General features: G+C 63.5%; 17 protein-coding genes and 1 tRNA gene. 6 read left to right on the top strand and 12 right to left on the bottom strand.

Translation table 11 applies throughout. The features are described 5' to 3' along the window. Positions 1-115 precede the first annotated feature (115 nt). The 5 genes from Q0897_RS01825 to Q0897_RS01805 form a co-directional block, all read right to left on the bottom strand. A complete protein-coding gene (locus tag Q0897_RS01825; protein ID WP_299307205.1) occupies positions 116-2,038 on the bottom strand; it encodes a glycoside hydrolase family 3 N-terminal domain-containing protein in 1,923 nt (640 codons plus the stop codon). Positions 2,039-2,131: 93 nt separating this feature from the next. Then, entirely contained in the window at positions 2,132-5,563 is a 3,432-nt protein-coding gene (locus Q0897_RS01820) for a glycosyl hydrolase (protein ID WP_299307204.1), read from the bottom strand. A gap of 46 nt (positions 5,564-5,609) precedes the next feature. Next, a complete protein-coding gene (locus Q0897_RS01815; RefSeq protein WP_299307203.1) occupies positions 5,610-7,973 on the bottom strand; it encodes a TonB-dependent receptor in 2,364 nt (787 codons plus the stop codon). Between the two features lie 98 nt (positions 7,974-8,071). Then, positions 8,072-9,364 carry a TIM barrel protein gene (locus Q0897_RS01810; RefSeq protein ID WP_299307202.1) on the bottom strand — a complete coding sequence of 431 codons (1,293 nt, stop codon included), beginning with the start codon at positions 9,362-9,364 and terminating at the stop codon, positions 8,072-8,074. An 18-nt stretch (positions 9,365-9,382) separates the two neighbouring features. Beyond that, a complete protein-coding gene (locus Q0897_RS01805; RefSeq protein ID WP_299307201.1) occupies positions 9,383-11,494 on the bottom strand; it encodes a bifunctional rhamnulose-1-phosphate aldolase/short-chain dehydrogenase in 2,112 nt (703 codons plus the stop codon). Between the two features lie 93 nt (positions 11,495-11,587). Between Q0897_RS01805 and Q0897_RS01800 the strand changes: the two genes are divergently transcribed. Genes Q0897_RS01800 through Q0897_RS01785 form a run of 4 tightly spaced genes read left to right on the top strand, consistent with a single transcriptional unit; the run spans position 11,588 to position 16,193 of the window. Beyond that, positions 11,588-12,976 carry an FGGY family carbohydrate kinase gene (locus Q0897_RS01800; RefSeq protein ID WP_299307200.1) on the top strand — a complete coding sequence of 463 codons (1,389 nt, stop codon included), beginning with the start codon at positions 11,588-11,590 and terminating at the stop codon, positions 12,974-12,976. Then, positions 12,973-14,127 carry an FMN-dependent L-lactate dehydrogenase LldD gene (gene lldD / locus Q0897_RS01795; RefSeq protein ID WP_299307199.1) on the top strand — a complete coding sequence of 385 codons (1,155 nt, stop codon included), beginning with the start codon at positions 12,973-12,975 and terminating at the stop codon, positions 14,125-14,127. Before Q0897_RS01800 ends, lldD begins: the two co-directional genes overlap by 4 nt. Next, positions 14,124-15,398: an MFS transporter gene (locus Q0897_RS01790; RefSeq protein WP_299307198.1), complete on the top strand. Its 1,275-nt coding sequence runs from the start codon at positions 14,124-14,126 to the stop codon at positions 15,396-15,398. Before lldD ends, Q0897_RS01790 begins: the two co-directional genes overlap by 4 nt. Positions 15,399-15,410: 12 nt before the next feature. Continuing rightward, complete coding sequence (locus Q0897_RS01785) at positions 15,411-16,193, top strand: DeoR/GlpR family DNA-binding transcription regulator (protein ID WP_299307196.1); 783 nt, start codon at positions 15,411-15,413, stop codon at positions 16,191-16,193. 670 nt (positions 16,194-16,863) lie between these two features. On the opposite strand, the gene Q0897_RS01780 is transcribed toward Q0897_RS01785, so the two are convergent. The 4 genes from Q0897_RS01780 to grxC form a co-directional block, all read right to left on the bottom strand. After that, positions 16,864-16,940: transfer RNA gene (locus Q0897_RS01780), tRNA-Arg, on the bottom strand. A 56-nt stretch (positions 16,941-16,996) separates the two neighbouring features. After that, on the bottom strand, positions 16,997-17,521 hold the full coding sequence (locus tag Q0897_RS01775) for a DUF1178 family protein (protein WP_299307195.1): 525 nt from the start codon (positions 17,519-17,521) through the stop codon (positions 16,997-16,999). Continuing rightward, positions 17,518-18,345, bottom strand: coding sequence for a carbon-nitrogen hydrolase family protein (locus Q0897_RS01770; protein ID WP_299307194.1), 828 nt, complete (start codon positions 18,343-18,345; stop codon positions 17,518-17,520). The genes Q0897_RS01775 and Q0897_RS01770 overlap by 4 nt, the downstream gene beginning before the upstream one ends. Beyond that, positions 18,346-18,621, bottom strand: a complete 276-nt coding sequence (gene grxC / locus Q0897_RS01765; protein WP_299307193.1) for a glutaredoxin 3 — start codon at positions 18,619-18,621, stop codon at positions 18,346-18,348. A 192-nt stretch (positions 18,622-18,813) separates the two neighbouring features. On the opposite strand from grxC, the gene Q0897_RS01760 reads away from it, so the two are divergent. After that, complete coding sequence (locus Q0897_RS01760) at positions 18,814-19,308, top strand: Hsp20 family protein (RefSeq protein WP_299307192.1); 495 nt, start codon at positions 18,814-18,816, stop codon at positions 19,306-19,308. A gap of 413 nt (positions 19,309-19,721) precedes the next feature. On the opposite strand, the gene Q0897_RS01755 is transcribed toward Q0897_RS01760, so the two are convergent. The 3 genes from Q0897_RS01755 to tpiA form a co-directional block, all read right to left on the bottom strand. After that, positions 19,722-21,353: a CTP synthase gene (locus Q0897_RS01755; RefSeq protein WP_299307191.1), complete on the bottom strand. Its 1,632-nt coding sequence runs from the start codon at positions 21,351-21,353 to the stop codon at positions 19,722-19,724. Positions 21,354-21,474: 121 nt separating this feature from the next. Further along, entirely contained in the window at positions 21,475-21,843 is a 369-nt protein-coding gene (gene secG / locus Q0897_RS01750; RefSeq protein WP_299307190.1) for a preprotein translocase subunit SecG, read from the bottom strand. A 99-nt stretch (positions 21,844-21,942) separates the two neighbouring features. Beyond that, complete coding sequence (gene tpiA / locus Q0897_RS01745) at positions 21,943-22,683, bottom strand: triose-phosphate isomerase (protein ID WP_299307566.1); 741 nt, start codon at positions 22,681-22,683, stop codon at positions 21,943-21,945. 263 nt (positions 22,684-22,946) lie between these two features. On the opposite strand from tpiA, the gene Q0897_RS01740 reads away from it, so the two are divergent. Next, complete coding sequence (locus tag Q0897_RS01740) at positions 22,947-24,875, top strand: peptidylprolyl isomerase (RefSeq protein ID WP_299307188.1); 1,929 nt, start codon at positions 22,947-22,949, stop codon at positions 24,873-24,875. Positions 24,876-24,878 lie beyond the last annotated feature (3 nt).

The raw sequence follows: 24,878 nt of genomic DNA, 5'->3' as shown, positions 1-24,878 counted from the left end.
CGGGTCGTTCGCGCCGTATTTGAGCAGGAACGCCGCCGGATCAATCACGCATTCGCCAAGCGGTCATGGCGCGGCATCCGGCAGCAAACTTTTCGCCCAAGGAATTTGATCCGGATCACCGCAGGCCAAAGCCGCGGGGGAAACTCGTCCGCACGCTGTCTTCGGAAAGATCGGGTCGCTGCTGCACCACGGCGTCCATATCGCGCGGTAATTCCACGGGAAGTCGGCCCTGCGGTGCGACCTTCCCCGTCAGCACATCGAACAACGCGCCATCGCTCGCGCCGAAAGCACCGATCAGCACGTCTGTATGGCGGAGCACCTCGGAAAGAACCGCGGGGCGATCGAGATCGACCATGATGATGGTCGGCGTCTTGCGATCGACCGTAAGCAGCGCGTCATATCCCGCGTCGCCGGGGCGGAAGTCCAAGCGCCCTTCGTTCTGCATCGCGCCGAAAAAATGATGCGGATGAAGCTTCTCGGCTGGCGCGGCAAAGCGAAGGATCGCCATATCCGCCTCCGCCGGGTCACGCACCACTTCAAAGCCATTGGCCTGCGCGATTTCGAGATCGATCCCGTAGAGCCAGACCCGCTGCTTTTCGCGTGCGTTCCGCAGAATGCCGTCGCGATCTTGCAGGAGCACCAAAGCGCGGGCTTGCGCCTGATTTCCTTGTGCCAGTGCGTTGGAATTCCCGACGATCATGCCGGCGGCTTCGGGATCGACATAGGGATCGTCGAACAAGCCCAGCCGGAATTTGACCAGCATGACGCGCCGCACCGATTGATCGATACGAGCCATGTCGATCCTCCCGCTCCGCAATGCGGCAAGAAGCGCAGCCGGGTCGTCCAATCCCCCGAACTGATCGACCCCGGCATTCACCGCCTTCGCGACCCGATCCTCCATCGTCAGATCCTCGACCCCCCACGGCATTCCGATTGCCTGCACCCCTTGGGGATTTTCTGAGGTCGGGGCCCGGCACGCTTCGGGGCAATCGTTTGCGATCCCCCAATCGGACACGACCAGCCCCCCGTAATTTGCGTCACGGCGCAGCATGTCACTCAGCAATTCCTTGCTGAACCCGGCGCCAACCGCTTCGATCGGTTTGCCGTCGATCGTCACGCCATCGATTATCGCGTAGGTCGGCATGATGCCCGCTGTATTCGCGGCCAGCACACCGTCAAAGCCGGCGCGATGCCGGGCAAGACTCTCGTTCGTCAGCGTAACACGCTTCCCGTACCAGTTATGCGCGTCAAACCCTTCCGGCTGGGCGCCGTAGCCGAGCCAGTGTTTCGCAACCGTTGCAACTCCGTCTCGTGTCAATCCGGTCGCGCTGCCCTGAAACCCCACCACATAGGCCCCGGCGAGCTGGGATACGATTCGCGGATCGCTGCCGAAGGTTGCGATCCCCCGCGGCCAGCGTGGTTCGGTCGCAAGATCCGCCTGTGGCGAAAGGGCCATGTGGAGACCGACCGCGCGATACTCCTTCCGGGCCGTCGCGGCGAAACGCTGCACCAGCGCCGGATCCCCGATCGCGGCAAGCCCAAGCGGTTCAGGCCATTGCGAAAACCCCGCCGACGCGTTGCTGGCGCCTGCCACAGTCGAGAAGTGATTGCGGGGATCGGTGCTTATCGTCACCGGAATGCCGAGCCGGGTATTTTCGGCAAGCCGCTGCACCGCGTTGTTCTGTGCGGCAAAATCGGCAGGCGGCATGGTCAGGCGGCTAATCATGCTCGTGATCCCGCGGGTTTTCAGCAAGCCGTCGATCGCGTCCAGATCATAACCCTGGTCCGACGCGCCGAACGGATTGCCCACCGCGGGAAGCGTACCATGCAGGAGCGCACCGATCTTTTCCTCGACCGTCATGTGCGCGAGAAGATCCTCGACCCGCTCTTCATCCGTCAAGCGCGGATCCTCATAGGGGTCGAGCGCCGCATTGTGATTGAGATCGCGATATTCCGGCATCGGTCCATGGCCGCCGACCGTGCTACAGCCCGACACGCTCACGCCCGTAGCGATCGCAAGAAGCATGAGTTTTCGCATCGGAATGTTCCTCGGTAAACCAAGTGGAAAGATGAAAGATCTGGACGCCCGGCCCGTGTTTCCGGGCGGAATTAAATTGCGTGAAATATCATTTCAATCGCACGATTCCGGCCCCATCGCGGAGCCGCTGCCCTGCGCCGCCCGCTCGCGAACGAGCCGCACCGGCCCAAGCAAGCCGGCGGGACGGAGCGGCGTATCTGCGCGCAATTCGCCGCCCATCGGGGGGAAGGCGCCGAGATCGTTGACCCATGTCTGGGGAGCCGCGTCTGGCTGAAGATCGCCGACCATGCGATTTTGCCACGTATTCGCAACGCGGACGTCCAACCGGTTGTGGCCGGCATGCACCGCCTCTGTAATGTCGACGCGATAGGGCGGCTTCCATGCGGTCGCGACGGGTTCGCCGTTGATCCGAACCTCCGCGATATCCGCAACGGTGCCGAGGTCGAGATACAGGCGATCGCGGCCATCCACCTTCGGCATGTCCAGATCGCGTGTGTAGGTCGCGGTTCCTGAAAAATATCTGACGTCCGGAGCACTGTCCTGCGTCCAGGATCCGGCGGATACCTGCCGCACCACGGGGGCACCGTCTTTCACCGGAACGGACAGGATCCAACCGGTGTCGAGCGACTTTATCGTATCTTCGGGCGGCTCTGCGATCACGCGCGATGCGCAGGTGGCCGGCGCGCGGAACACGATCAACGCCGAGCCATAGGCATCGAAACGCAACGGAACTTCGGTCACGCTGCCACGCTGACGATAGCCGAGCGGGCGCATGCTTGCATCGGCGGGGTTCCACAATTCGGGTTGCTTGCCCGAAATCCTGAATCTGAGCGGGACTGAACCTGCCGACGCGCTTTGATTGGTGACGAAGTAAATATCACCCTCGGCGGTCCGCCGGTGGATGAACCGCAGGTCCAGATTCGCATCGGTCGGCGACCATGCGAAATCGGGCATCACGCCCTCTTCTGCCAAGACCTCCCGCACATCGTCGCGCCAGTATACGCGGCCCTTGCCGAACTCATTTCGGGTGCGCGTCTCTCCATCGGTCTCACCCCACAATTCGTCGGCGACCGACCGCACGGCGGATCCAGCCGAGGCCAGACTGGGCGAGCCGGCCGGCCGGGGGCCGACGATGACGGCACCCTGAGCGACAAGATCGCGCAATCTCGCGATCATCGGCAGCGTCATCTGCGACATGTGCCGCGGGAGGACCAAGACACGGTAGGACGCGCCGCCGGGAAAAACGATCGTCCCATCCTCGACCCTCGCGAGCCGCATCAAGGCGTCGGCATTCACATAGTCGAAGCCGAACTCGCGCAGATCCGCAGGTTCGCCCGCCCGGTCGTAGGGAACGCCGACCGGCGCCCCTTCCCCATAAAAATACAGGACATCGGCAACAGGCACACCCTGTTGAAGCATGAAGGAATTTCGCGCGAGATAATCGATCCAAGGCTTCGCCATCTCGGCCCAGGTTTCGTGGCGCGTGAATGCCTGGCCAAACGGGCCGAGCGTCAATCCCGGCCTCCGCGTGTCGTCGGGCTGATGCGGGGAGGTGTGGATGACCATCCGGTTCACGCCGAGAGCGAAGTAACGGTCGGCCACCCATTTCAACTGCCACGGCGTCGAAATCCATTGCGGCAAAGACGAGGTGAAGGCCTCCGCCGCGACAACAGGCTTTCCATACACATGCGCGGTCGATCGGGTTTCGATGATGTCGGCGGGAAATTCGTCGGAACGGACGTGATGATACGCCGCGGGCTGACCGCCGAACGGGATGGCCCAGAATTCGCCCATCGGTATGTCGGTCCGGCTTTTCGCCAGCATCCCGTCCGCCACCGTGGGCCATGCGGCGCCAGTCGCCTCGCCATAATAGCCAAGGCCGTGATCCTCGGCAAAGCGCGTGATCGTACCATAATGGTTTTCGGCAACCAGATCGGCCAGCGTCTTCCGGTAATCCCACAGGAAAGCGTCGCTCTTCGCGGCGCTGTCGACGACGCGGCCCGTCAACACCGGTAACAAATTCGTCAGGTCATAGCCGCGGCGCTTGCGAAACTGTGCCGGCATCTGTCCGGTCCAGTTTTCCTGACCCGCTTCCCAGCTATCGGTGAGAAGGTAGGACAGGCCCCGCTCTCCGGAGAGCGCGCCCAGATGCCGGATCACGGGATCGAGGTAAGCATCGAGATGCCCCCGGACGGCCTCCGCATCGAGCTTGTCCACCTCCAGCCCGGTCCCTTCGGGGGTCGCGGGATGATTGACCTGTCCGGTAAGCGACCAGCCCGTTCGCAGGACGATCCATTCACCCGGCGGCGCAATCCATTCCAGCGTGCCATCCGGGCGCAGGCGATCACTGAGGTCGATAATATCGGACGACCGGATTGCGGATGCGGCCGAGATCGACGGCGTCGGGCTTTGATCCTCCTGAGAAAGAACGCCAAAGCCTGCCTTGTCTTCGAACATGTCGACCCGCGCCCCCGGCACGAACGCCAGTTCCGCGAGCATCATCCCGTCGGGCGCGGGAAAGGGTTCGCGCGAATTCAGGGGCCGGTCGAAAAGCACCCTGAAATATCGTGCCGTGGTCGCAGGAAAGGCAAACGTGCACTGCGGCGCAGGATTGTGCGCGGGCCCGACGAGAGTTCGCACGGTTTTCCAGTTCGTGCCGTCATCGCTCGCCTCGATCCTGCCGTCCGGACCGTCCGCAAAACGACCGCCGAGCGGACCGACATAGGTGAGCGCTCTGAGAGTCCGGGGCACGGTAAAATCGTACCGAACCCATTGCGGCGCATCGGGCACAGGGTTCGGAAGCGTAACGTGTTCCTGCAAATCGCCGTCGAGGAACTTGCGTGCATCCACCCCTTCGGCGCTCGTCGTGACGACAGGCTGCAACGCGGGGAGCGGGACATCGCCCTGCGGCGCGGGATACGCCAGCACCGCAATATCGCGCGCCATCGTCAGCGGGCCTGCCTCCGTACTGCTCAACGCGTCCGACTTCGCAATCGTCTGAAACGGCCCGGCATTGGACGGAAGCGGAGCGAGGCGGCCTGCGCGTTGCCCGCCCGACACGCGCGTTTCGGACCAGACCAGTTTTTTCATTGCCGCCTCGGGAGGGACCCAAGGCCCGCCCGTCTCGCTCCAGCCGGGGGCGGCAGCCATCGCAAATTCCAGGTCGAGGCGCGCCGCCTCGCTGGCGGCGAAATGCAGCTTGTCATACCATGCGGGGCTGAGCACGGTGACCCGCTCGGGCACGATTTTGGGCGCGCCCATGTCCCCGTCGAACATCATCGCACCGGCAATGCCGATACGCTGCATCCATTCCAGATCCTTCGTGATGCCCTCTTCGCTCACGTTCCCCGAAAGCCAGTGCCACCACACGCGCGGTCGGGCTTCGGCCGGCGGATCCGCAAATGCGTCGGCCAAGCTATCTTCGGCCTCGACCGGGACATGATCCTCCACTTGGGCCTGCGCCGATGACGGCGTGCTCAGACTGCTCGCAGCCAGCAGCGCAAAACCCAGAATGGACGGTCTCATGATATCTTCGCCTCAAAGCTCGAAATACTGACGCCGGAACGCTTGCCTAGAACCGGAAATCCACCGAGGCACCGATCGTTCGCACAGAGTTGAACCCGAATGTCTGCACGGTGCTGTTGAGGCCGGAGGCCGCATCGCCCGGATCGTTGTAGATGAAATTGGGCACGCGTTCGTCACCGCAATTCTTGCAGAATACAACGAACTGCAGATTTTCGTTGAGATCCAGGCTCACGCGCGCGCCGAATATGTCGACCGGCCCGAGTGCGGTCAGCGGGTTCGTCGACACGGTGTAATTGACAGACGAGCGATGATACCAATCGCCGCCGATGACTACATCGGCATCGCCGAAGACCGGGAACCGGTAATTCACGCCGATCGACGACGTAAGGTCCGCGGCAAGCGGCGTGCTCAGACCGCGGGCGTTGAACGTCCCGTTCGCCGAGCAATCCGGCTGCCCCGGATAGCATTGCGCGCCCGGGAAATCATCGAACTCGGAATCGAGGAACGTAAGGGCCGCATCGACCGACAGCCCCGCGAACGGCCGGAGATTGGCCGTCACTTCGGCACCTTGCGAGGTCAGGCTCGCCGCGTTCGTGATGACAAAGCTTGCCTGCTGCGCGTTGAACGCGGACGCCTGATAATCGCGGTACTTGGTCCGGAACAGGGACACGTTGAAGATGACGCGCTGATCCAGCCAGCTGGTCTTTGCACCAAGCTCGATGTTGCGGGACGTCTCCGGCTCCACGATCAGGTTCGCGTTGGCGGTTGCCGCGCTGTTGTTTGCGCCGGGGCCCTTGTAACCCTTGGCATAGTTTGCATAGACCATCACCTGCGGGCTGGGTTCGAACTGCGCGCCCAGCTTCCAGCTGAAATCGGTGTGGCCGTCCTCCGCGGAATAGGTTCCGGACGGACCGCCGAAACGAACGAAGTAGTCGAGGACGTTCTGCGTGAAATCAATCTCGATTTCGTCGCGCGTCAGCCGTCCGCCGGCCAGAAGCCGAAGCTGAGGCGTGAGTTCATAGGTGAACTGCCCGAATGCGGCATAGGTCCTGGACTTGAACAACGAGTCCGTATCCGAGCCGACCGCGTAATCATTGCTCACGCTGCAATTCGGCGGGAAGGCACCCGGCTGCGCGTCCGCGCCGACGCAGAACGGAAAATTCGGGAGGACGAACGACGGAATATAGAGATCGCCACCCGTAAGCGTCGTCGATTCCTCCTCGAAGGTTAGGTAATAGAGACCGACCTGACCCGACAGGCGATCGCTGGCCGGAAGAGCCAGCCGCAGCTCGTTCGAGAACTGGTGGAAATCGCTGCTGAGGGTGGAGAGGCTGACGCCGTTGCTCGTGGTGTAGTCCTGATCGAACGCGTATTCGTGATCGTAGGCCTTGTACGCGGCCAGATTGATAAGCTCCCAATCGTTCGCAAACAGGTACGACACGCGGGCCTGACCGCCGTAGGAGCGCAAGTTGCGGAAATTCGCGCCATCGGCCTTGTATTCGAGCAGGTCGGGGCTTGCCACATAGCCGTCTGCGGCCAGCGGGTCGGTATTCGCGCTCCCCGGCGCCAGCGCGCGATAGGTCCGATCGAACAGGCCGGCGGTGCCGTTGGTTTCGGCATAATTGCCGATCAGGTAGAATTCGAGCGCATCGGTCGGTTGTGCCAGGTACTTGCCCCGAACCTCGAACGAACGCCGATTGGTGTTGGAACCCGGCCCGGAAACGACGGCCCTCGTCACGGGATTCTGATGCTGATACGCGAGATTGAGCCGGAACGCCGAATTTTTGGTCACGGGAAGATTGAAGTTCGTGCGGGCGATCACGCCATCGCCATTGCCGGGGGTGGTATCCCGCACGTTATATTCGAGATGACCATCCACCATGGTCCTGCCGAGCTTGGGCCGGGTGGTCGTGATATTCAGCAGGCCGGCGCTGGCATTGCGGCCGAAAAGCAGCCCTTGCGGACCGTTGAGGACTTCGATCTGCTCGACATCGAGAAAGAGGTTCTCGCTAAGCAATGTGCGGGCGAGGCTGACTTCGTCGAGAGACACAGCGACGGCCGGGTCGACCGTTTGCTGAAACGCGAGCGTGCCCACCCCGCGAATGGAAAACGTGTTTTCCTGACCGATCTGGAGACTGGGCGCGGCAAGCGTGATCTGCTGCAAATCGTTGAGGTTTCGCTCGCGCAGCGTGTCCGCCGTGACGACATTCACGGAGACCGGAACATCCTGAAGGCTTTCCTGCCTCCGCTGCGCCGTGACCACGATCATCTGCACGCCCGCATCGTCCGCAGGTTCCTGCACGCCGGAACCGTCCGCAGGCTCTTGTTGCGCATGGGCCGGAACAGCCGCCAGCAAAAGCGGCAAGGCCGAAACCGATCGAACCAGACACGACTTAACCCCTCGATTCATTTATCTTCTCCTGAACTTGTAATTTTATTGTCGGTACCGGTGCGAGGCCGCAAGGAATGGTCCCTCACCGCATCACGCGCCGGTGTGCGTTTCGTCCCTCAAACGATGCCGGCACCAAGGCCGACGGCGTTGCGCTCCTGCGCCTTGCGTTCGCGATACTTGCTGCTGCGATAGACCTTGAGCCAGTCGATTGCGCCGCCCGTCTCTTCCCGCGCCTTGGCGAGGATCGGGCTGACATCCGTTTCGAACGCGGCGCGCAGGGTTCTGAACGCGAGCATCACGTCGTTGCTGTCCTGCGCGTGATGCAGCGCGTCCCGGTCGACGAGCAGCGCACGCACATAACACCCCGCGATCGCCTCGGCCGATGACAGCATGCTTTCGATGGGATCGGTGACATTGTGCGACTGGTCGATCATGTAGGCGGGGTCAAAACCGCCGCCCGGGTTCAATTCCGCCTCGACCAGCTCGTTGAATACGAGGAACAGCTGGTGCGGATCGATCGATCCGCTGTCGAGGTCGTCATCGCCATACTTGCTGTCGTTGAAGTGAAAGCCGCCAAGCTTGCCCGCGCGGTGGAGGCGGGCGACGATCTGTTCGATATTCACATTGGGCGCGTGGTGACCAAGATCGACAAGGCACTTGCACCTCTCGCCCAGTTCCTGTGCCGCCATCAGCGAGCTGCCCCAGTCCGAGATGACCGAGGAGTAGAACGCAGGCTCGAACATCTTGTGCTCGAGCATCATCAGCCAGTCGTCCGGCAGCGCGGCATAGACCTGTGCCGCCGCATCGAGATAGCGGTCGAGCGAACGGCCAAGATCCTGCTGTCCGGGGAAATTGGTGCCATCCCCCACCCACACGGTCAGGCGTTCGGAGCCGATCTTCTGCCCGATCTCGATGCACGCGATGTTGTGCTCCACGGCCTGCTGCCGCGTCGCCTCGACCGTGGAGGAAAGCGAGCCGGTGGCGTAGGTCTGCGCCTGGCCGGGCTGATCCTGGAAGGTGTTGGAATTTACCGCATCGAAGCCCAGGCCGTAACGTTCCGCCTCCTCGCGCAGTGCAGCGTAATCCTCCACGCAATCCCAGGGGAAATGCGGGCTGACGCGCGGTGTCGTGCGGCCCAGCTGATGGATGACGGCGCAATCTTCCAGCTTCTCGTGGATGTTGGTCGGTTCGCCCGCCAGCGGGAACTTCGCAAACCGGGTGCCGCCGCGCCCTGCCCCCCAGCTGGGCACGGCGACGGACCAGCCCCTGGCCTTTTCCTTTACGGAATCGATCGAGATGCCAAGACGCTCGAGCCTTCGGCCAAGGCTGGCGTAGTCGTCTTCGAGCGCGGCGGCATTGGCCGCGTTGCTGTCTTCGATCAGATCGGGCGAAATCGGCGTGTTCTGCATGTCCTCTCCCCGCGCCGGTCAGCGCGTAAACGCCTGCACGTTGCCAGCGTCGACGTTGATCATGTTGCCGGTCGATTTTGCGCTGGCCTCGCTCGCCAGCCAGTACGCGGCCTCGGCGATATCCTCGGGCAGGACGTCACGCTTGAGCATCGAGCGGTTGCGGTAATGCGCCTCCAGCTCTTCTCCCGCATCGACCTTGTTCGAGGCCGCGCGTTCGCGGCGCCAGTCACCGTCCCAGATGCGGCTCCCCTTGATCACCGCGTCCGGGTTCACGACGTTGACGCGAATCCCTTCCGGCGCGCCTTCGAGCGCCAGACAGCGTGCAAGGTGGTTGGCCGCGGCCTTGGCGCTGGCATAGGCCGAAGCGCCCGCCGCAGCCGCGACGGCATTTTTCGACCCGATGAAGACAACCGAAGTACCGCCCTGCTCCTTCATCAGCTTGAGCAGGCCCCAGGCGTGTTTCGCGGTGAGGAAATAGCCTTGGGCGAGCACATCGTAATTGCGGTCCCACAGCTCGACAGTGGTCTGTTCGATAGGCGCGCTGGACGCAATGCCGGCATTGGCCACCAGAATGTCGAGGCCGCCAAATTCGCGCGCACACGCGGCGAAAGCGGCCGCGACCTGCGCCTCGTCGGTCACGTCGCATGTGACGCAGCGGACCACATCCTTGCCGAACTGGCTGGCAAAGCCATCGCGGACTTCGGCCACGACATCGCCGTCACGGTCGGCGAGCATCACGCAGGCGCCATCTTTCAACAGGCGCGCCGCGGTCGCCGCCCCGATCCCGCCGGCACCGCCCGTGACCAGTGCAATCCTGCCGACCATTTCCCTCGGCGCGGGCATGCGCTGCAGCTTGGCCTCCTCGAGCAGCCAGTATTCGATATCGAAGGCTTCCTGCTCGTCGAGCGCGATGTAATCGCCGATGGCCTCGGCCCCGCGCATCACGTTGATGGCATTCAGGTAGAACTCGCCGGCGATGCGGGCCGTGGCCTTGTCCTTCGCAAAGGTCATCCGGCCGATACCGGGGACAAGCACGACGACCGGGTTCGCATCGCGCATGGCGGGCGAATTGTCCCGTGCGCAGCGATCGTAATACGCGGCATAAAGATCGCGATAATCCGCCAGCGATTGCGCGAGATAGGCATCATCCGCAAGCCGCGAAGGATCGAGCGTGAGCGGGGCGATCTTGGTGCGCAGGAAATGATCGGGGCACGATGTTCCAAGCGCCGCCAGCCCCCCGAAATCCTTCGAGCAGACAAATTCCAGGCTGGCCTCATCATCGGCAAAATGCCCGATCTTGCGGCGATCGCCTGTCATCAGACCGCGCAGGCGGGGCATGAGATCGGCCGCGATGTCCGCGCGTTCCGGGTGCGGCGCATGGGTCGCGCCGCCAAACGCCGGTTTCCCGGCCATCCTGTCGTTCAGATATTGAGCCGCATCCGCGATCAGGCGCACGGTCTGCGCATAGCAATCCTTCGCCGTATCGGCCCAGCAAATGATGCCGTGGCCCGCCAGCATGGCGCCCTTGGCCTGCGGATTGGCCCTGGCGAAATCGCGGATCATCACGCCGAGGGTGAAGCCCGGTCGCTTCCACGGCAACCAGCCGATCTCGCCGCCCCAGATATCCTTCGTCGCCGCCTCGCCGCCCGATGATGCGGCCAGCGCGATGATCGCGTCCGGGTGAACATGATCGATATGCTTGTAAGGAAGGAGTGAGTGCAGCGGCGTATCGATGCTGGCGGCGCGGCTGTTCAGGTTGAACGTGCAATGCGGCAGGAAGCCGACCATCTTGTCATCATCCTGCTCGCCCTCGTAATGGGTTTCCAGCGCCAGCAGCTTGTCTTCGTAGAGGGTCGCGAAACCATCCAGCGTCATCGAGCCGATATCGCCGCCGGAGCCCTTCACCCACAGCACTTCGACCTGCTCGCCCGTCAGCGGATCGGTTTCCATGATCTTTGCAGAGGTATTGCCGCCACCGAAATTGGTCACGGTAAGATCGCTGCCGAGCAGGTTCGAGCGATACAGCAACAGCTCGGATTCGCCCATCGCGTCCGCCAGGCGATCTTCCCAACGGCTGCTGGGAACGGCAAATGGAATGGCATCTCGGGCCGGCAGGGTCTGCATGTTCATGGCGAAACCGATAGCGTTAGCGCTTTTCATGATCAATCATTTTCGATATTAGACGATCACCAAACAACAAAGACAAGCACCAGGGAGGGGCTCTTGGCAGGCGGTTTCGCCATCGTCATCGACATCGGGAAGACCATGAGCAAGCTCAGCCTGTGGTCGCGCGACGGGCGCATGCTCGACCGCGTGACCCGGACGAATACGCATGCCGATGGCGTTCTCGACACGCAGGGCACCGCCGACTGGACGGTCCGCGAAATGGCGCGCTGGGCCGATCATCCGGTCGAATACATTGTGCCGGTCGCCCATGGCGCCGCAGTCTCGGGCATCAAAGGCGACGCGCCGGCATTTGCGACGCCCGATTATGAAACCGAATTGCCGGACGACGCGCTCGCCGCTTACCGCGCCGCACGCGATCCCTTTGCCGATACCGGGTCCCCCGCCCTGCCCGCCGGCCTCAATCTCGGAGCGCAGTTGCACTGGCTGGAAGACCAGGCACCCGAGGGCCTGCGGGACGTGACGCTGATGCCCTATGCGCAATACTGGGCATGGCATCTTACCGGCGTTGCGACCAGCGAGCTGACCAGCCTCGGCTGCCACTCGGACCTGTGGGATCCGGTCCGGGCCGATTTCTCGCCGATGGCAAAGCGGCGAGGCTGGGCGAGGCAATTCGCGCCCCTGGTGAAGGCAGGCGATGTGATCGGCACGCTGCGGCCCGAACTCGCCAGGCTGACGGGTCTCTCCGAAAATACCAAGGTGCTGGCAGGCCTTCACGATTCCAACGCAGCACTGCTTGCCGCACGCGGGTTTTCGGCCATTGCCGAAAACGAGGCGACCGTGCTTTCCACCGGCACTTGGTTCATCGCCATGCGGCTGGCCAAGGCCGAAATGGATCTTGCCGCGCTGCCCGAAACGCGGGACTGCCTGGTCAACGTGGACGCGTATGGCGCGCCCGTTCCTTCGGCGCGCTTCATGGGAGGCCGCGAAATCGAGAGCCTGATCGGGATCGACACCCGCCGGGTCGATATCCGGCAGGACCAGCCCAGGCTGCTCGCCGCCGTGAAGGACGTGGTCGAAAAGAAGGCAATGGTCCTGCCGACGCTGACGCCCGGTCACGGCCCCTTCCCGACATGCGAAGGCGGGTGGGTCGCGCGCCCCGACGACTGGTACGCCCGCCGCGCGGGCGCGTGCCTCTACGCCGCCTTGGTCGCGGATGTCTCGCTCGATCTCATCGGGTCGAAAGACCGCCTGCTCGTCGAAGGCCGCTTTGCCGAAGCCGAAGTCTTCGTTCGCGCTCTCGCATCGCTGCGCCCTGACATGACGATCTTCGTCGCAAATGCGCATAATGACGTGAGCTTTGGCGCACTGCGCTTGATCGACGCTGCGCTCGAACCCGGTGGCACACTCGAACGGGTCGAACCGTTGCCGGAGGATCTGGCCGCATACAAGGCGGCCTGGCATGCCCGCATCGGAGAGGGCGGATGATCGCGGCCTCCGTTTCCGACTATCGCGAATTGGCGCGCCGAAAGGTTCCGCATTTCCTCTTCGAATATATCGACGGCGGTTCCTATGCCGAGGTTACCCTGGACAGGAATATCAGCGATCTCGAGCACATCGCGCTGCGCCAGCGCGTGCTGCGTGATGTGTCGCGGATCGACCTTTCCACCCGATTGTTCGGACAGACACTGTCCATGCCGGTCGTCCTCGCACCGGTCGGACTTGCGGGGCTCAACGCGCGGCGCGGCGAATGCCAGGCGGTGCGCGCAGCCCACGGCGCAGGTGTGCCATTCACACTTTCCACGGTGTCTGCCTGCTCGATGGAGGAAGTATCGGCGGCCGGGGCGGGGCCTTTCTGGTTTCAGCTCTACATGCTGCGTGACCGCGGCTTCATGCGCGAGATGATCCAGCGCGCCAGGGCGGCTGATTGCCCGGTGATGGTCTTTACCGTGGACCTTCCGCTGCCGGGCAGCCGCTACCGCGACGTGCGCTCCGGTCTTTCGGGAGCGGACAACCTGAACGGCACGATACGCCGCCTCTGGCAGGTTCTCAAACGGCCGCGCTGGGCGTGGGACGTCGGCTTGCACGGGCGGCCGCTGTCGCTGGGCAATGTTACAGGCGTCATGGGCGCCCATGCACCGATTTCCGATTTTCTTGCCTGGCTGGGCAATAATTTCGATCCTTCCGTCACGTGGGAGACACTCGACTTCATTCGCTCCGAATGGGATCGTCCATTGATCATCAAGGGCATTCTCGACCCCGATGATGCCCGTGAGGCGAGAAAGCTCGGTGCTGACGGCATAGTGGTTTCCAACCATGGTGGCCGGCAGCTCGATGGAGCAATGTCCAGCGCCCGCGCCCTGCCCGCGATCGCCGATGCCGTGAAAGGCGAGATGGCAGTGCTTGTGGATGGCGGCGTGCGCTCGGGGCTCGACGTGGTGCGGATGCTCGCACTCGGCGCCGACGGTGTGCTGATCGGCCGTCCGTGGGTCTACGCGCTCGGCGCGCGGGGCGAGGCGGGCGTCCGCCATGTCCTGCACATCATCGAAACCGAAATGCGCGTCGCGATGGCGCTCACCGGAACATCCAGAGTCGACCGGATCGACCGCACGATAATCGCACAGGGGGGGATAGCATGAGCCAGGTCGAGATCGTGGAAGATCCGCATATCCAGAAGGATAACTGGAAGGGAACGATCCTTGCCGGACTTGCAAACTACATCGATTCAGGGTCGATCGTCTCTGGCGCCGCCGCACTGGCGCTCTGGCAGAGCATGTACGGACTATCCGACAGCCTGCTCGGATTGATTGCCGCCTTCGGGCCCAATGCGATCGGCGCTGGCGTTGGTGCGATGATCGGCGGCTGGCTGTGCGACAAGCTCGGTCGCAAGCGCATCTACCAGTACGACATGCTGGTCTATGCGTTCGGCATGGGCATCCTGGTCCTCGCGGTGGCCCCCTGGATGATCGTCGTCGGCTTCGTCATCGTCGGCCTGGCCGTGGGCGCCGACATCCCGGCCAGCTGGTCGCTCATCGCCGAAGAAGCGCCCGACACGCGGCGCGGGAAACACTCCGGCGTTGCGCAGATCCTGTGGAACCTCGGCCCGGTGGTCGTTCTGCTGATGAGCCTGTTCCTGACCGATTTTCTCGGCCTTGGCGAACTGGGGGCACGCCTCGTATTCGCGCATCTCGTGATCGTCGCCCTCGGCCTTACGATCATGCGGCGCAAGATGCGCGAAAGCCGGCGGTGGAAAGAGACACAGGAAGCGGGTTTCGCCATTCCTCCCATGTCGTCCCTGTTCAAGGGCCGCTACCTCGTGTCCGTCGCGGGCCTTGTCGGCATCTACGGCTTCTGGAACCTGTGGGCCGGGACCAATGGGCTGTTCTTCCCCTATCTGATGGAGACCCTTGGCGTCGCGACCCACGCACAGAGCATCGCGCTGCAATGCCTCAATTTCTTCCTCGGCATGGTCGCCAACTATCTTGTCTTCATGAAATTCGTGGACAAGGTCAGTCACAAGACGATGTTCATGGTCTCTGCCGTCATGCAGGTGATCGGGATGAGCCTCCTGGCGATCTTCCCGCTCACGGTACCGGTGGTGATCGCGCATGTCCTCGTCCTCGGCTTTTTCCAGGGGTTTGGCGCGCAAAGCTTCTTCCAGCTCTGGAGCGCAGAGATGTTTCCCACCGCGCTGCGCAGTACCGCACAGGGGCTGTGTTTCGCGGTTGTTCGCATCAGCCTTGGCGTGTTCAGCTTCTTCGTCCCCATGCTTGCCACTGCCGATTTTACCGTTCTGGCGTGGATTTTGACCGGTTTCCTCACCATGAGTGCGCTCATCGGGTGGTTGTGGGCGCCGAATAATGCTGGCAAGTCGCTCGAAGAGATTCAGCGCGAACAACTCTCTGTATAGGAACGGACGACGATGCATGCGACCGAGCGGGAGGAGGCGATACTGGCCGCGCTGGCTCGCACCGGCTTCGTTTCCTACCGCGATCTCGAAGCGAGCCTCGGCGCATCGCCTGCTACGATCCGCCGCGACCTCAGCCGGATGGAAGAAAAGGGCCTGCTGAGCCGCGTCCACGGAGGCGCCCGTGCCGAGCGTGAGAAGCGTGACGATAGCGCGGCTCTCGCCTTGCGTGGCACGCCGTTCGAAAAGTCGATCGTACAGGAGCTGGCCGCGAAACGCGCCATCGGAAAGGCAGCCGCCGCGATTTGCGAAGACGGCGAAGGCGTGATAATCGACGGGGGTTCGACGACCTACCAGATGTGCCCGCATCTGGCGGGGCTCGGCCTGCAGGTGCTCACCAACTCGCTGCACATCGTCAACGCCCTGCTGCCGCAGGAGGGCACGACGCTGCTCGTGCCGTCGGGCACGATATTCCGGGAGCAGAACATCATTCTTGCCGCGAGTGGCGAGGATTCGATGCCTCGTTTCCATGCGAGCAAGCTTTTCATGGGCGCAGCGTCGCTGGGTCCGCAGGGCATAGCGCAGGCCGACACCGTTCTGGTCGCATCGCAGCGCCGCTTTATCGAGCGCGCAAACAAGGTCATACTCCTTGTCGATAGCCAGAAATTCGAAGCGTTCTCAGGCGCAATCGTCTGCGGTCTGGATGAGATCGACGTGGTTATTTCCGACTCCCGTATCAACGACGAAAGTCGAGAATTGCTCCGCAGTAACGGCATCCAGCTCATCGCCGCCGAGTAGGAGCGAGCGGCTCCCCTTCGACACAGGATCGCCGACGCAATCCGCCTGCAAAAAACCCTGGCGCAGGCGCGACAGATTTTGGGGGAACCCTCGCGGGGGCCAGCCCCCGGGTGCTTTTTGCAAAACGCGCAAAGCAACGGCTGTGTCCCCGGTGTTGGTCGCGCGGCTTTCGAGAACTCTCCTTCCCGATCGACGGCGCGTCGCCCTCGCTCACCCCGGTCCGCTTGTCGCCAGCTTTGATGGATGCGAAATATTCGGGGCAACAATTACGCCCGAATAATGACGGTCGGTAAAACGGACGATACCGAAACCCAGGTTGTTATCGCACGCGATTCAGGAATGACCGAACCTGTGGCGAGCGCTCCATAAGCGGAACAGGGCTTTGAAACATACAGGTCACGATACATCAGCGCGTCAAACAAGCCGCTATAAATGGACGTTCATGTCGCAACCGCCAGGTTCGCGTTGCAGATAAGACAGTCTCGCAGTTCGCCTATAATCTGTTCAAAAGACCGCGCGACACTTGCGATCCTGCGCCAGGCTGGCGCGTTCGTATCAACCACGGAAATCGCCGCCGATTCCCATGCAAAATAGCGACGCAAACCGGCATCCGAGGCCGGGATCGATATCCTCGTCACAAAAGAAGAACAGGGCGAATGTTTCGGCAAAATGGTGCGCCCGGCGTGATTCGAACACGCGGCCCCCAGATTAGGAATCTGGTGCTCTATCCTGCTGAGCTACGGGCGCGCCGTCGGCGGGTTTAGCCGCGGGCGCCGGGAATGACAATCGGCTTGCCGCGGGTTTCAGTTCAATTTGTCCGGCGGCGCCACGGGAAACAGCAAGGGCGCGATTTCGACCCCTTCATCGGTGAGCGCGCGGCTTTCCTCGGGGCTGGCCTCGCCATAGATCGGCTCGGCATCCTTTTCGCCATAATGAATGGCGCGGGCTTCCTCGGCAAAGCTGCGCCCGACCCAGCGCGATTTTTCGATCACGCGCTTTTGAAGATCGGCAAGCTTCACGAGCGCGGTCTTTACCTCCTCGGGCAGGCCCGCCGCCGCGCCCCGCTCCGCCCCCGCAGCCGGGAACGCCGGTACAGGTGCAGATCCCGGTGCGTTGCCCCGCGGCGTATGGACAGGCGGCGTGCCGGAATCGCGATTGCCCTTGCGGCCCACGGCCGGTGCCATCACTGCCTTTTCGACATCGGCGCTTCCGCATTGCGGGCACATCAGCAGACCGTCCCGCTTCTGCCGCTCGAAATCGGCGGAGGAACGGAACCAGGCCTCGAACCGATGGTCGGCCGATTGACAGCAGAGATCAAAGACAATCATGCCGCTGGCGGATGATGGAATTCCCGCCGGTTGGCAAGGCTCGGCAATTGCCTGCGCACGGTGGCGACGCGGTCGGGGTCGATTTCGGCAAATCCCAGCCCCGGCCCCGCATCACCCATGTCGAGCAGGACCTCGCCCCACGGGTCGATCACCAGGCTATGGCCAAACGTCGCGCGCCCGTCCTCGTGCTGCCCCACCTGCGCCGCCGCGATGACAAAGGCCGAAGCCTCGATCGCGCGAGCCCGCAGCAAGGTGTGCCAATGCGCCCGCCCGGTGGGCACGGTAAAGGCGGCCGGCACGCTGATCGCGTCGCAGCGCGCCTCCCCCAATGCGCCGAAAAGCGCCGGAAAACGCATGTCGTAACAGATCGCCAGCCCCAGCCGCCCGACCGGGGTTTCGCAATACACCGCCTGTTCGCCCGGCGCATAGGCATTGGATTCGCGCCAGCTTTCGCCGCTGTCGAGATCGACGTCGAACATGTGGATCTTGTCATAACGCGCGGCGATTTCCCCATCCGGGTCGATGACGAAGGCGCGATTGGCCCACCGGCCATCCTCTCTCGTGACCGCGAGTGACCCCAGCGCCACCCACAGCTCTTCCTCGCGCGCGGCATTGCGCACGCCGGACAGGACGCGGTCGGCATCCTCCGCGGCGATCCGGGCGGCAGCACGCTTGCGGTCCCGATCCAGCAGGCCGCTCATCTCCGGGGTGAACAGCATTTGCGCGCCGCCGTTCGACGCACCGCGTACCGCATCGACGAGATCGGCGGCGTTCCGCTCCGGATCGATCCCCGTATTCGCCTGATAGAGCGCGATGCGCGTCATTCAGCGCCCCAGCATCGCATCCAGCTTGCCCGAGCGGTCGAGCGCCATGAGATCGTCCGATCCGCCAATCGCCTGATCGTCGATGAAGATCTGGGGGACGGTGCGCGCGTCCGGCTTGCGGCTGCGCATCTCGTCGCGCTTTTCCGTGTCGGTCGTGATGTCATATTCGGTGAACGCGACATCTTTTTTCTGAAAAAGGTCGATCGCGCGGTGGCAATAGGGGCAGCCGAACTTGGTATAAAGCTCGACCTTGGGCGCGGCGCGGTTGTCGTTCATCGTCTTGTCCTGTCTCGCGTATTCACGCGTTTCTTCAATCATGGTTCAGGCTTGAAACCGTTTCCGGCGTTCCTAGATTATCGTCAGCCGTCGCACGCCAAACGGGTGGATGGCAAGTATGGGCAGAACGCGTGACGCCACGATGGGTTTCGCAATGCTGCCGTGAATTGCTTCTATTGGAGGATTTGCAAGATGAACCGTTTTGATTTCAGCCCCTATCGCCGCACCACTGTCGGGTTCGACCGGCTTTTCGACCTGCTCGAAAACAATGGACGGCAGAGCAGCGGGGACAATTACCCGCCCTTCAACATCGAACGCCGCAGCGAGGACAGCTATCGCATCACGCTGGCGGTGGCCGGCTTCCGCCCCGATGACATTGAAATCACGGCACAGCAGAACCTGCTGACCGTGGCGGGGAAGAAGGCCGAGGACACCGATACCGGCGAATTCCTGCATGTCGGCATCGCGCAGCGCGGGTTCGAGCGCCGCTTCGAACTGGCCGATTTCGTGCTGGTCAAGAATGCGCAGATGCGGGACGGCCTGCTCGTCATCGATCTCGAACGCGAAGTGCCCGAAGCCATGAAGCCGAAGAAGATCGCCATCGGCGACGACAACGGGCGTGGTGCGAGCGGCTCCGAAAGCACGCTGTCGCTCGTCGACGAGGCGGACGACACCCGCGCGGCCTGATCATTACAGGCCTGCCGGTATCAGGCATTGCGAAGGGCGCAGTCGGGCCAACCGATTGCGCCCTTTTTCATGTCGGGAAACGTCAATTACGGGGCGGATATCGCACAGGTTCATGCGCTTGCCGGCTTTTGTCGCGATAGGGGGACGGACCGAAGCCCGCCCCCGCGACGTAACCGCCGCATCGCATCCGAAAATAACTGTCCGGGTCGCAGAAAGACAGTCACCTCCGAACGCGATCCAAGCGTGCCTTCACCACAAAAATTGGGGTGTGTTCAAGTCGAACGTCGGCGCTGCCCCATTTTAGGACTGCTACCGCTAAAATAATGATTGCGCTGCATTTCGTATAATCACGAGGGGGAGACAGTATAGTTTCTTAAGAAATCAGACTGTCCGCCCCCTGCGCAAATCTTGGATTACATCAATCGCGATTGCGCCACCGCCGCCGCAATGAACCCGTCGAACAAGGGGTGCGGATCGAACGGGCGGCTTTTCAATTCGGGGTGAAACTGCACGCCGATGAACCACGGATGGTCCGGCCGCTCCACGATTTCGGGAAGGAGACCGTCCGGCGACATGCCCGAAAATTGAAGGCCCTCCGCCTCCAGCCGCTCACGATAGGCGCCGTTCACCTCGTAGCGATGGCGGTGGCGTTCCGAAATCCGGGTCGTGCCATATTGCTCGGCCACACGGCTCCCCTCGGACAGATGCGCCGGATAGGCGCCCAGCCGCATCGTACCGCCAAGATCGCCGCCCGCCGCACGCTTCTCCAGGCCTTCGGACGTCATCCACTCGGTAATGATGCCCACGACCGGCTCCGACGTTTCGCCAAACTCGGTGGACGAGGCCGCAGCCACGCCGGCGGTGTTCCGCGCCGCCTCGATACAGGCCATCTGCATGCCGAGGCAGATCCCGAAGAACGGCACCTTGCGCTCGCGGGCAAAGCGCACGCTGGCGATCTTGCCCTCGCTGCCCCGCTCGCCAAATCCGCCTGGCACCAGGATGCCGTGCAGCGGTTCGAGCTGTCCGACGATTTCATCGTCGTCCTGCGCGAACAGTTCCGCGTCGATCCAGCGCACGTTGACCTTCACCCGGTTGGCCATGCCGCCATGGACGAGCGCCTCGTTCAGCGATTTATACGCATCGGGCAGGCCGACATATTTGCCGACCACGCCGATCGTGACCTCGCCTTCCGGATTTTCGAAGCGGTCGACGATGTCGGTCCAGCGCGACAGATCGGGCGCCGCGCTGTCGAGGTTGAAATGGCGCAGAACCTCCGCGTCCAGCCCCTCGGCATGATATTGCAGCGGCACGGCATAGATGCTGCTGGCATCGAGTGCGGGCACGACCGCTTCGGTCCGCACGTTGCAGAATTGCGCGATCTTGCGGCGCTCGCTTTCGGGCAGCGGACGTTCGCAGCGGGTGAGCAGCATGTCCGGCTGCACGCCGAGGCTGGTAAGTTCGCGGACCGAGTGCTGCGTGGGCTTGGTCTTCAGCTCGCCGGCAGCGCTGATATAAGGAACCAGCGTGACGTGAATGGCGAGCGTATCCTCGCGCGGCATTTCGTTGCGAAGCTGCCGGATCGCCTCGATAAAGGGCAGCCCCTCGATATCGCCGACTGTGCCGCCGAATTCACACAGGACGAAATCGAGCCCGTCCGTATCGGCGAGCGCGAATTGCTTGATCGCGTCGGTGACGTGGGGAATGACCTGCACCGTGGCGCCCAGGTAATCGCCGCGCCGTTCGCGCGCGATGATCGACTGATAGATACGGCCCGAGGTGATATTGTCGCTCTGATGCGCGGACACGCCGGTAAAGCGTTCGTAATGGCCGAGGTCGAGATCGGTTTCCGCCCCGTCGTCGGTGACGAAGACCTCGCCATGCTGATACGGGCTCATCGTGCCGGGATCGACGTTGAGATAGGGATCGAACTTGCGAATCCGGACCTTGTAGCCGCGCGCCTGAAGCAACGCCGCAAGGCTTGCCGCCATCAGCCCCTTGCCGAGCGAGGAGACCACGCCGCCGGTGATGAAAATGTACCGCGCCATGGGATTTGGCCCTTACTGCAATGCGCGGCCCCGCCGCAAGCCTTCGCTGCGGCAGGGTCGCGGTTTCGTCGATGAAGATGCGGGAGAGCGCGAATGTCCGCGCCCGCCCGCCCGGATGGAATTACTGACCCGCCAGCGGATCGTCGTTCGCCGGCGCGGGGGCCGGTTCGGCAGCAGGCGCCGCGCCCGCTCCGCCAAGGTGATCCGCAGGCGCCGAAGGCAGCGAGCGATCGAGCGAGGTATCGACGGTGCTGACCGAAGTCGCCTCCACCGAAACGGCCGCCAGAATGATCGAAAGCACCACGAACAGCACCGCGAGGATCGCCGTCGCCCGCGTCAGGAAATCGGCTGCACCGCGCGCCGACATCAGGCCGGAGGGGCTACCGCCCACGCCCAGCCCGCCGCCTTCGCTGCGCTGCATGAGGATGACCCCCACAAGAGCCGCACCGACCAGGGCCTGCACGATCGTCAGAAAGAAAAATAGCGTCATCGGATTTCGATCAACCTGTCATCCACGAACGGGGCACGTCGTGCCATTGGCGCCGCCCTTACCCCCTCGGGTGCGAAGGTGCAACCGGCGGCGTGCGGATCAAAGCTCGACCGCGGCGGAGATGATCGGCACGAATCCATCGGCCGAAAGACTCGCCCCGCCGACCAGCGCGCCGCCGACCTCGGCCACGGCGAGCAGTTCGGCGGCGTTTTCGCCCTTGACCGAACCGCCGTACAGGATGCGGACCTTTTCGCCCTTCTCGCCATATTTTTCGGTCAGCACGGTGCGCAGCCGTGCGTGCATGGCGGCAATATCGTCCACAGATGGCGTGCGCCCGGTCCCGATGGCCCATACCGGCTCATAGGCCACCGAAAGCCGCTCCGCCTCGCCGGGCAGCGAGGCGGCAAGCTGCGCCGCGACGACGCTTTCCGCATCGCCCGAATCGCGCTGCGCCTCGCTTTCGCCGACGCACACGATCACGCCCATGCCCGCGGCCTGTGCCGCCTCGGCCTTGCCCTTTACGTCGGCGTCGCTCTCGCCATGATCGGCGCGGCGCTCGGAATGGCCCACGATCACGAAGTCGCTGCCCGCCTCGCGCAGCATGGTCGCCGCGATGTCGCCCGTGTGGGCGCCCTTGTCGCTATAATGACAGTTCTGCGCGCCGACGCCGACGAACTCGACCGTCTCGCGCATGGCGGCGATCAGCGTGGCGGGCGGCGCGATGGCCACCTCCACCTTGGGGAGGCGCTGTGCGGCGCGGTCGATGGCGCGCGCTTCGGACAACGCGGCCCGCATGCCGTTCATCTTCCAGTTGCCGACGATGTAGGGGCGCTGGGACATCATGTCTCTTTCTTTGAGATATTCCGTAAAAAGCAAGCCGAGCGCCGCTAGCCCAAGCGAGGGTTCCTGTCAAAGCCGCGACGCGTCCCAATGCGCCCCGTCGTGGGACAGATCGCCGGACAATTCGGCCCGCGAATGGGGCCTGATGTATTGCGACGGCGCGCATCCCCGCCTAAGGCGCGTGTTCGATCGCGATCCTTTTTCGCGGGCCTGTTGGCGCGCGACATAAAGGCACACGGAAATAACAGGCAGGCTGTCTCTTCATGATCCAGGGTTTTCGCAAGATATTCCAGTCCAGGATCGGCCTGGCGCTCGTTCTCGCCTTTGTCGGGCTCATCGCGCTCGCCTTTGCCAGCGCGGATGTCACAGGCTTTGGTTTTGGCGGCGTTGCGGGGACCGAACGGGCCGCCACCGTCGGGGACGAACGGATCACCACCGCCGATCTGCGCGGCGCGATCACGAGCGCCTATGAAGCGGCGCGGCAGCAGAACCCGGAACTCTCGCTCGACGAATTTCTATCCACAGGGGCGGTGGACGAAATTCTGGATCAGCTCATCGCGCGGGCCGCGCTCTACGATTTCGGGCGTCAGGCCGGCGTGCGCATCGGCGATTCGCTCATCGGGAGCGAATTGACGCAGATCCCCGCGTTTCAGGGCGCGGACGGCAATTTCAACGAGCAGGCCTATCGGCAGGCGCTGCAAGGGGCCGGGATTTCCGATTCGATGCTGCGCAAGGATGTCGAGAATGGGCTGGTCGCGCGCATGATGCTGTCGGCAACGACGGTGGGGACGGAATCGCCCCGCATCCTGGCCGAACGCTATGCCGGCATGCTGAACGAAACGCGCAAGGGTTCGATCGCGCTTCTGCCCGCGATCGCCTTTGCCGGCGATGCCGAGGTTTCCGACGCAACGCTGAAGGAATTTCTGGCCGAGAACCGCGCCGATTACCTGCTGCCCGAACGGCGCACGATCCGCTACGCCGTGCTGAACGCCGAAGGATTGGGAGAAATTACCGCGAGCGAGGCGGAAATCGCGGCGCGCTATCGCGAGAATGCGGCCCAATATCGCGGCAGCGAACAGCGCACGCTTACGCAGCTCGTCCTGCCGACCGAGGCCGCCGCCAATGCGATCGTGCAATCGGTCAATGGCGGCGCCACGCTCGCCGCCGCGGCAAGTCAGGCCGGCCTCGGCACCACGCAGATCGCGCCCGAAAGCCGGGCCGCGCTCGCCTCCTCCGCCTCCCCCGCCGTCGCGCAGGCCGCTTACGAGGCGCAGCGCGGCGCGCTCGTCGGGCCGGTGCGCGGGCCGCTGGGCTGGTACGTGCTGCGGCTGGACGGGATCGACAGGACCGCGGATCGCAGCCTCGCCTCCGTTCGCGGCGAGCTGGAACAGGCCATCGTGCAGGGCAAGCGCCGCGAAGCGCTCGCCAATCGCGCGGCCGAGGTGGAAGAGCGGCTGTCGTCCGGCGCCAGCCTCGCCGAGGTGGCGCGCATGGTGGGCGCCGAGGTGCAGACCACCGGGCCGGTGCTCGAAGACGGAACGCTTTATCAAAGCGAGGCCGAGCTTCCCGCCGATGTCGCGCGCGTCGTGCCGACGATCTACGCGATGGACGCATCGAGCGATCCGCAGATCGCCGCCGGCGCCAATGGCGAAACCTACATCGTCTTCGCGCCTGGAAAGATCACCCGGTCCGCCCCGCCCGCCTTTGCCGAGCTTCGCCCGACGCTGCTCAACGATTATCGCCGGGAGCAGGGCAATGTAGCGGCCAAACGCGCCGCCGACAGCGTGCTGAAGGCGATGAAGGGCGGCAAGACGCTGGCGCAGGCGCTCGCCGCGCTCGACCAGAACGTGCCGCCTGCCAACCCGATCAGCCTGTCGCGCCGTCAGCTCATGGCGAGCGGACAGCAGGTGCCGCCGCCGCTCGCGCTGATGTTCACCATGGCTGAGGGATCGGAAAAGCGGATCGAGGCGCCGCAAAATGGCGGCTGGTTCATCGTGGCGCTCGACGAGATCGAAACGCCGGAGCTGGACGCGGACGATCCTCTGATCGAATCCACGCGCGGGGAACTGGGGACATTGCGCGGCAACGAATATGCCGAGCAGCTCAACCGCGCGATCCGCAATTCGCGCGATATCCGCCGCAACGACAGCGTCATCGCCGCCGTGCGCGAACAGCTCGCCGGGTCGCGCTGATCC

Origin of the sequence: uncultured Croceicoccus sp., from assembly GCF_947496385.1 — a bacterium.
Lineage (GTDB): Bacteria > Pseudomonadota > Alphaproteobacteria > Sphingomonadales > Sphingomonadaceae > Croceicoccus.
Note: the sequence above shows the minus strand (reverse complement) of the source record. Positions and strands in the feature narration are given on the sequence as shown.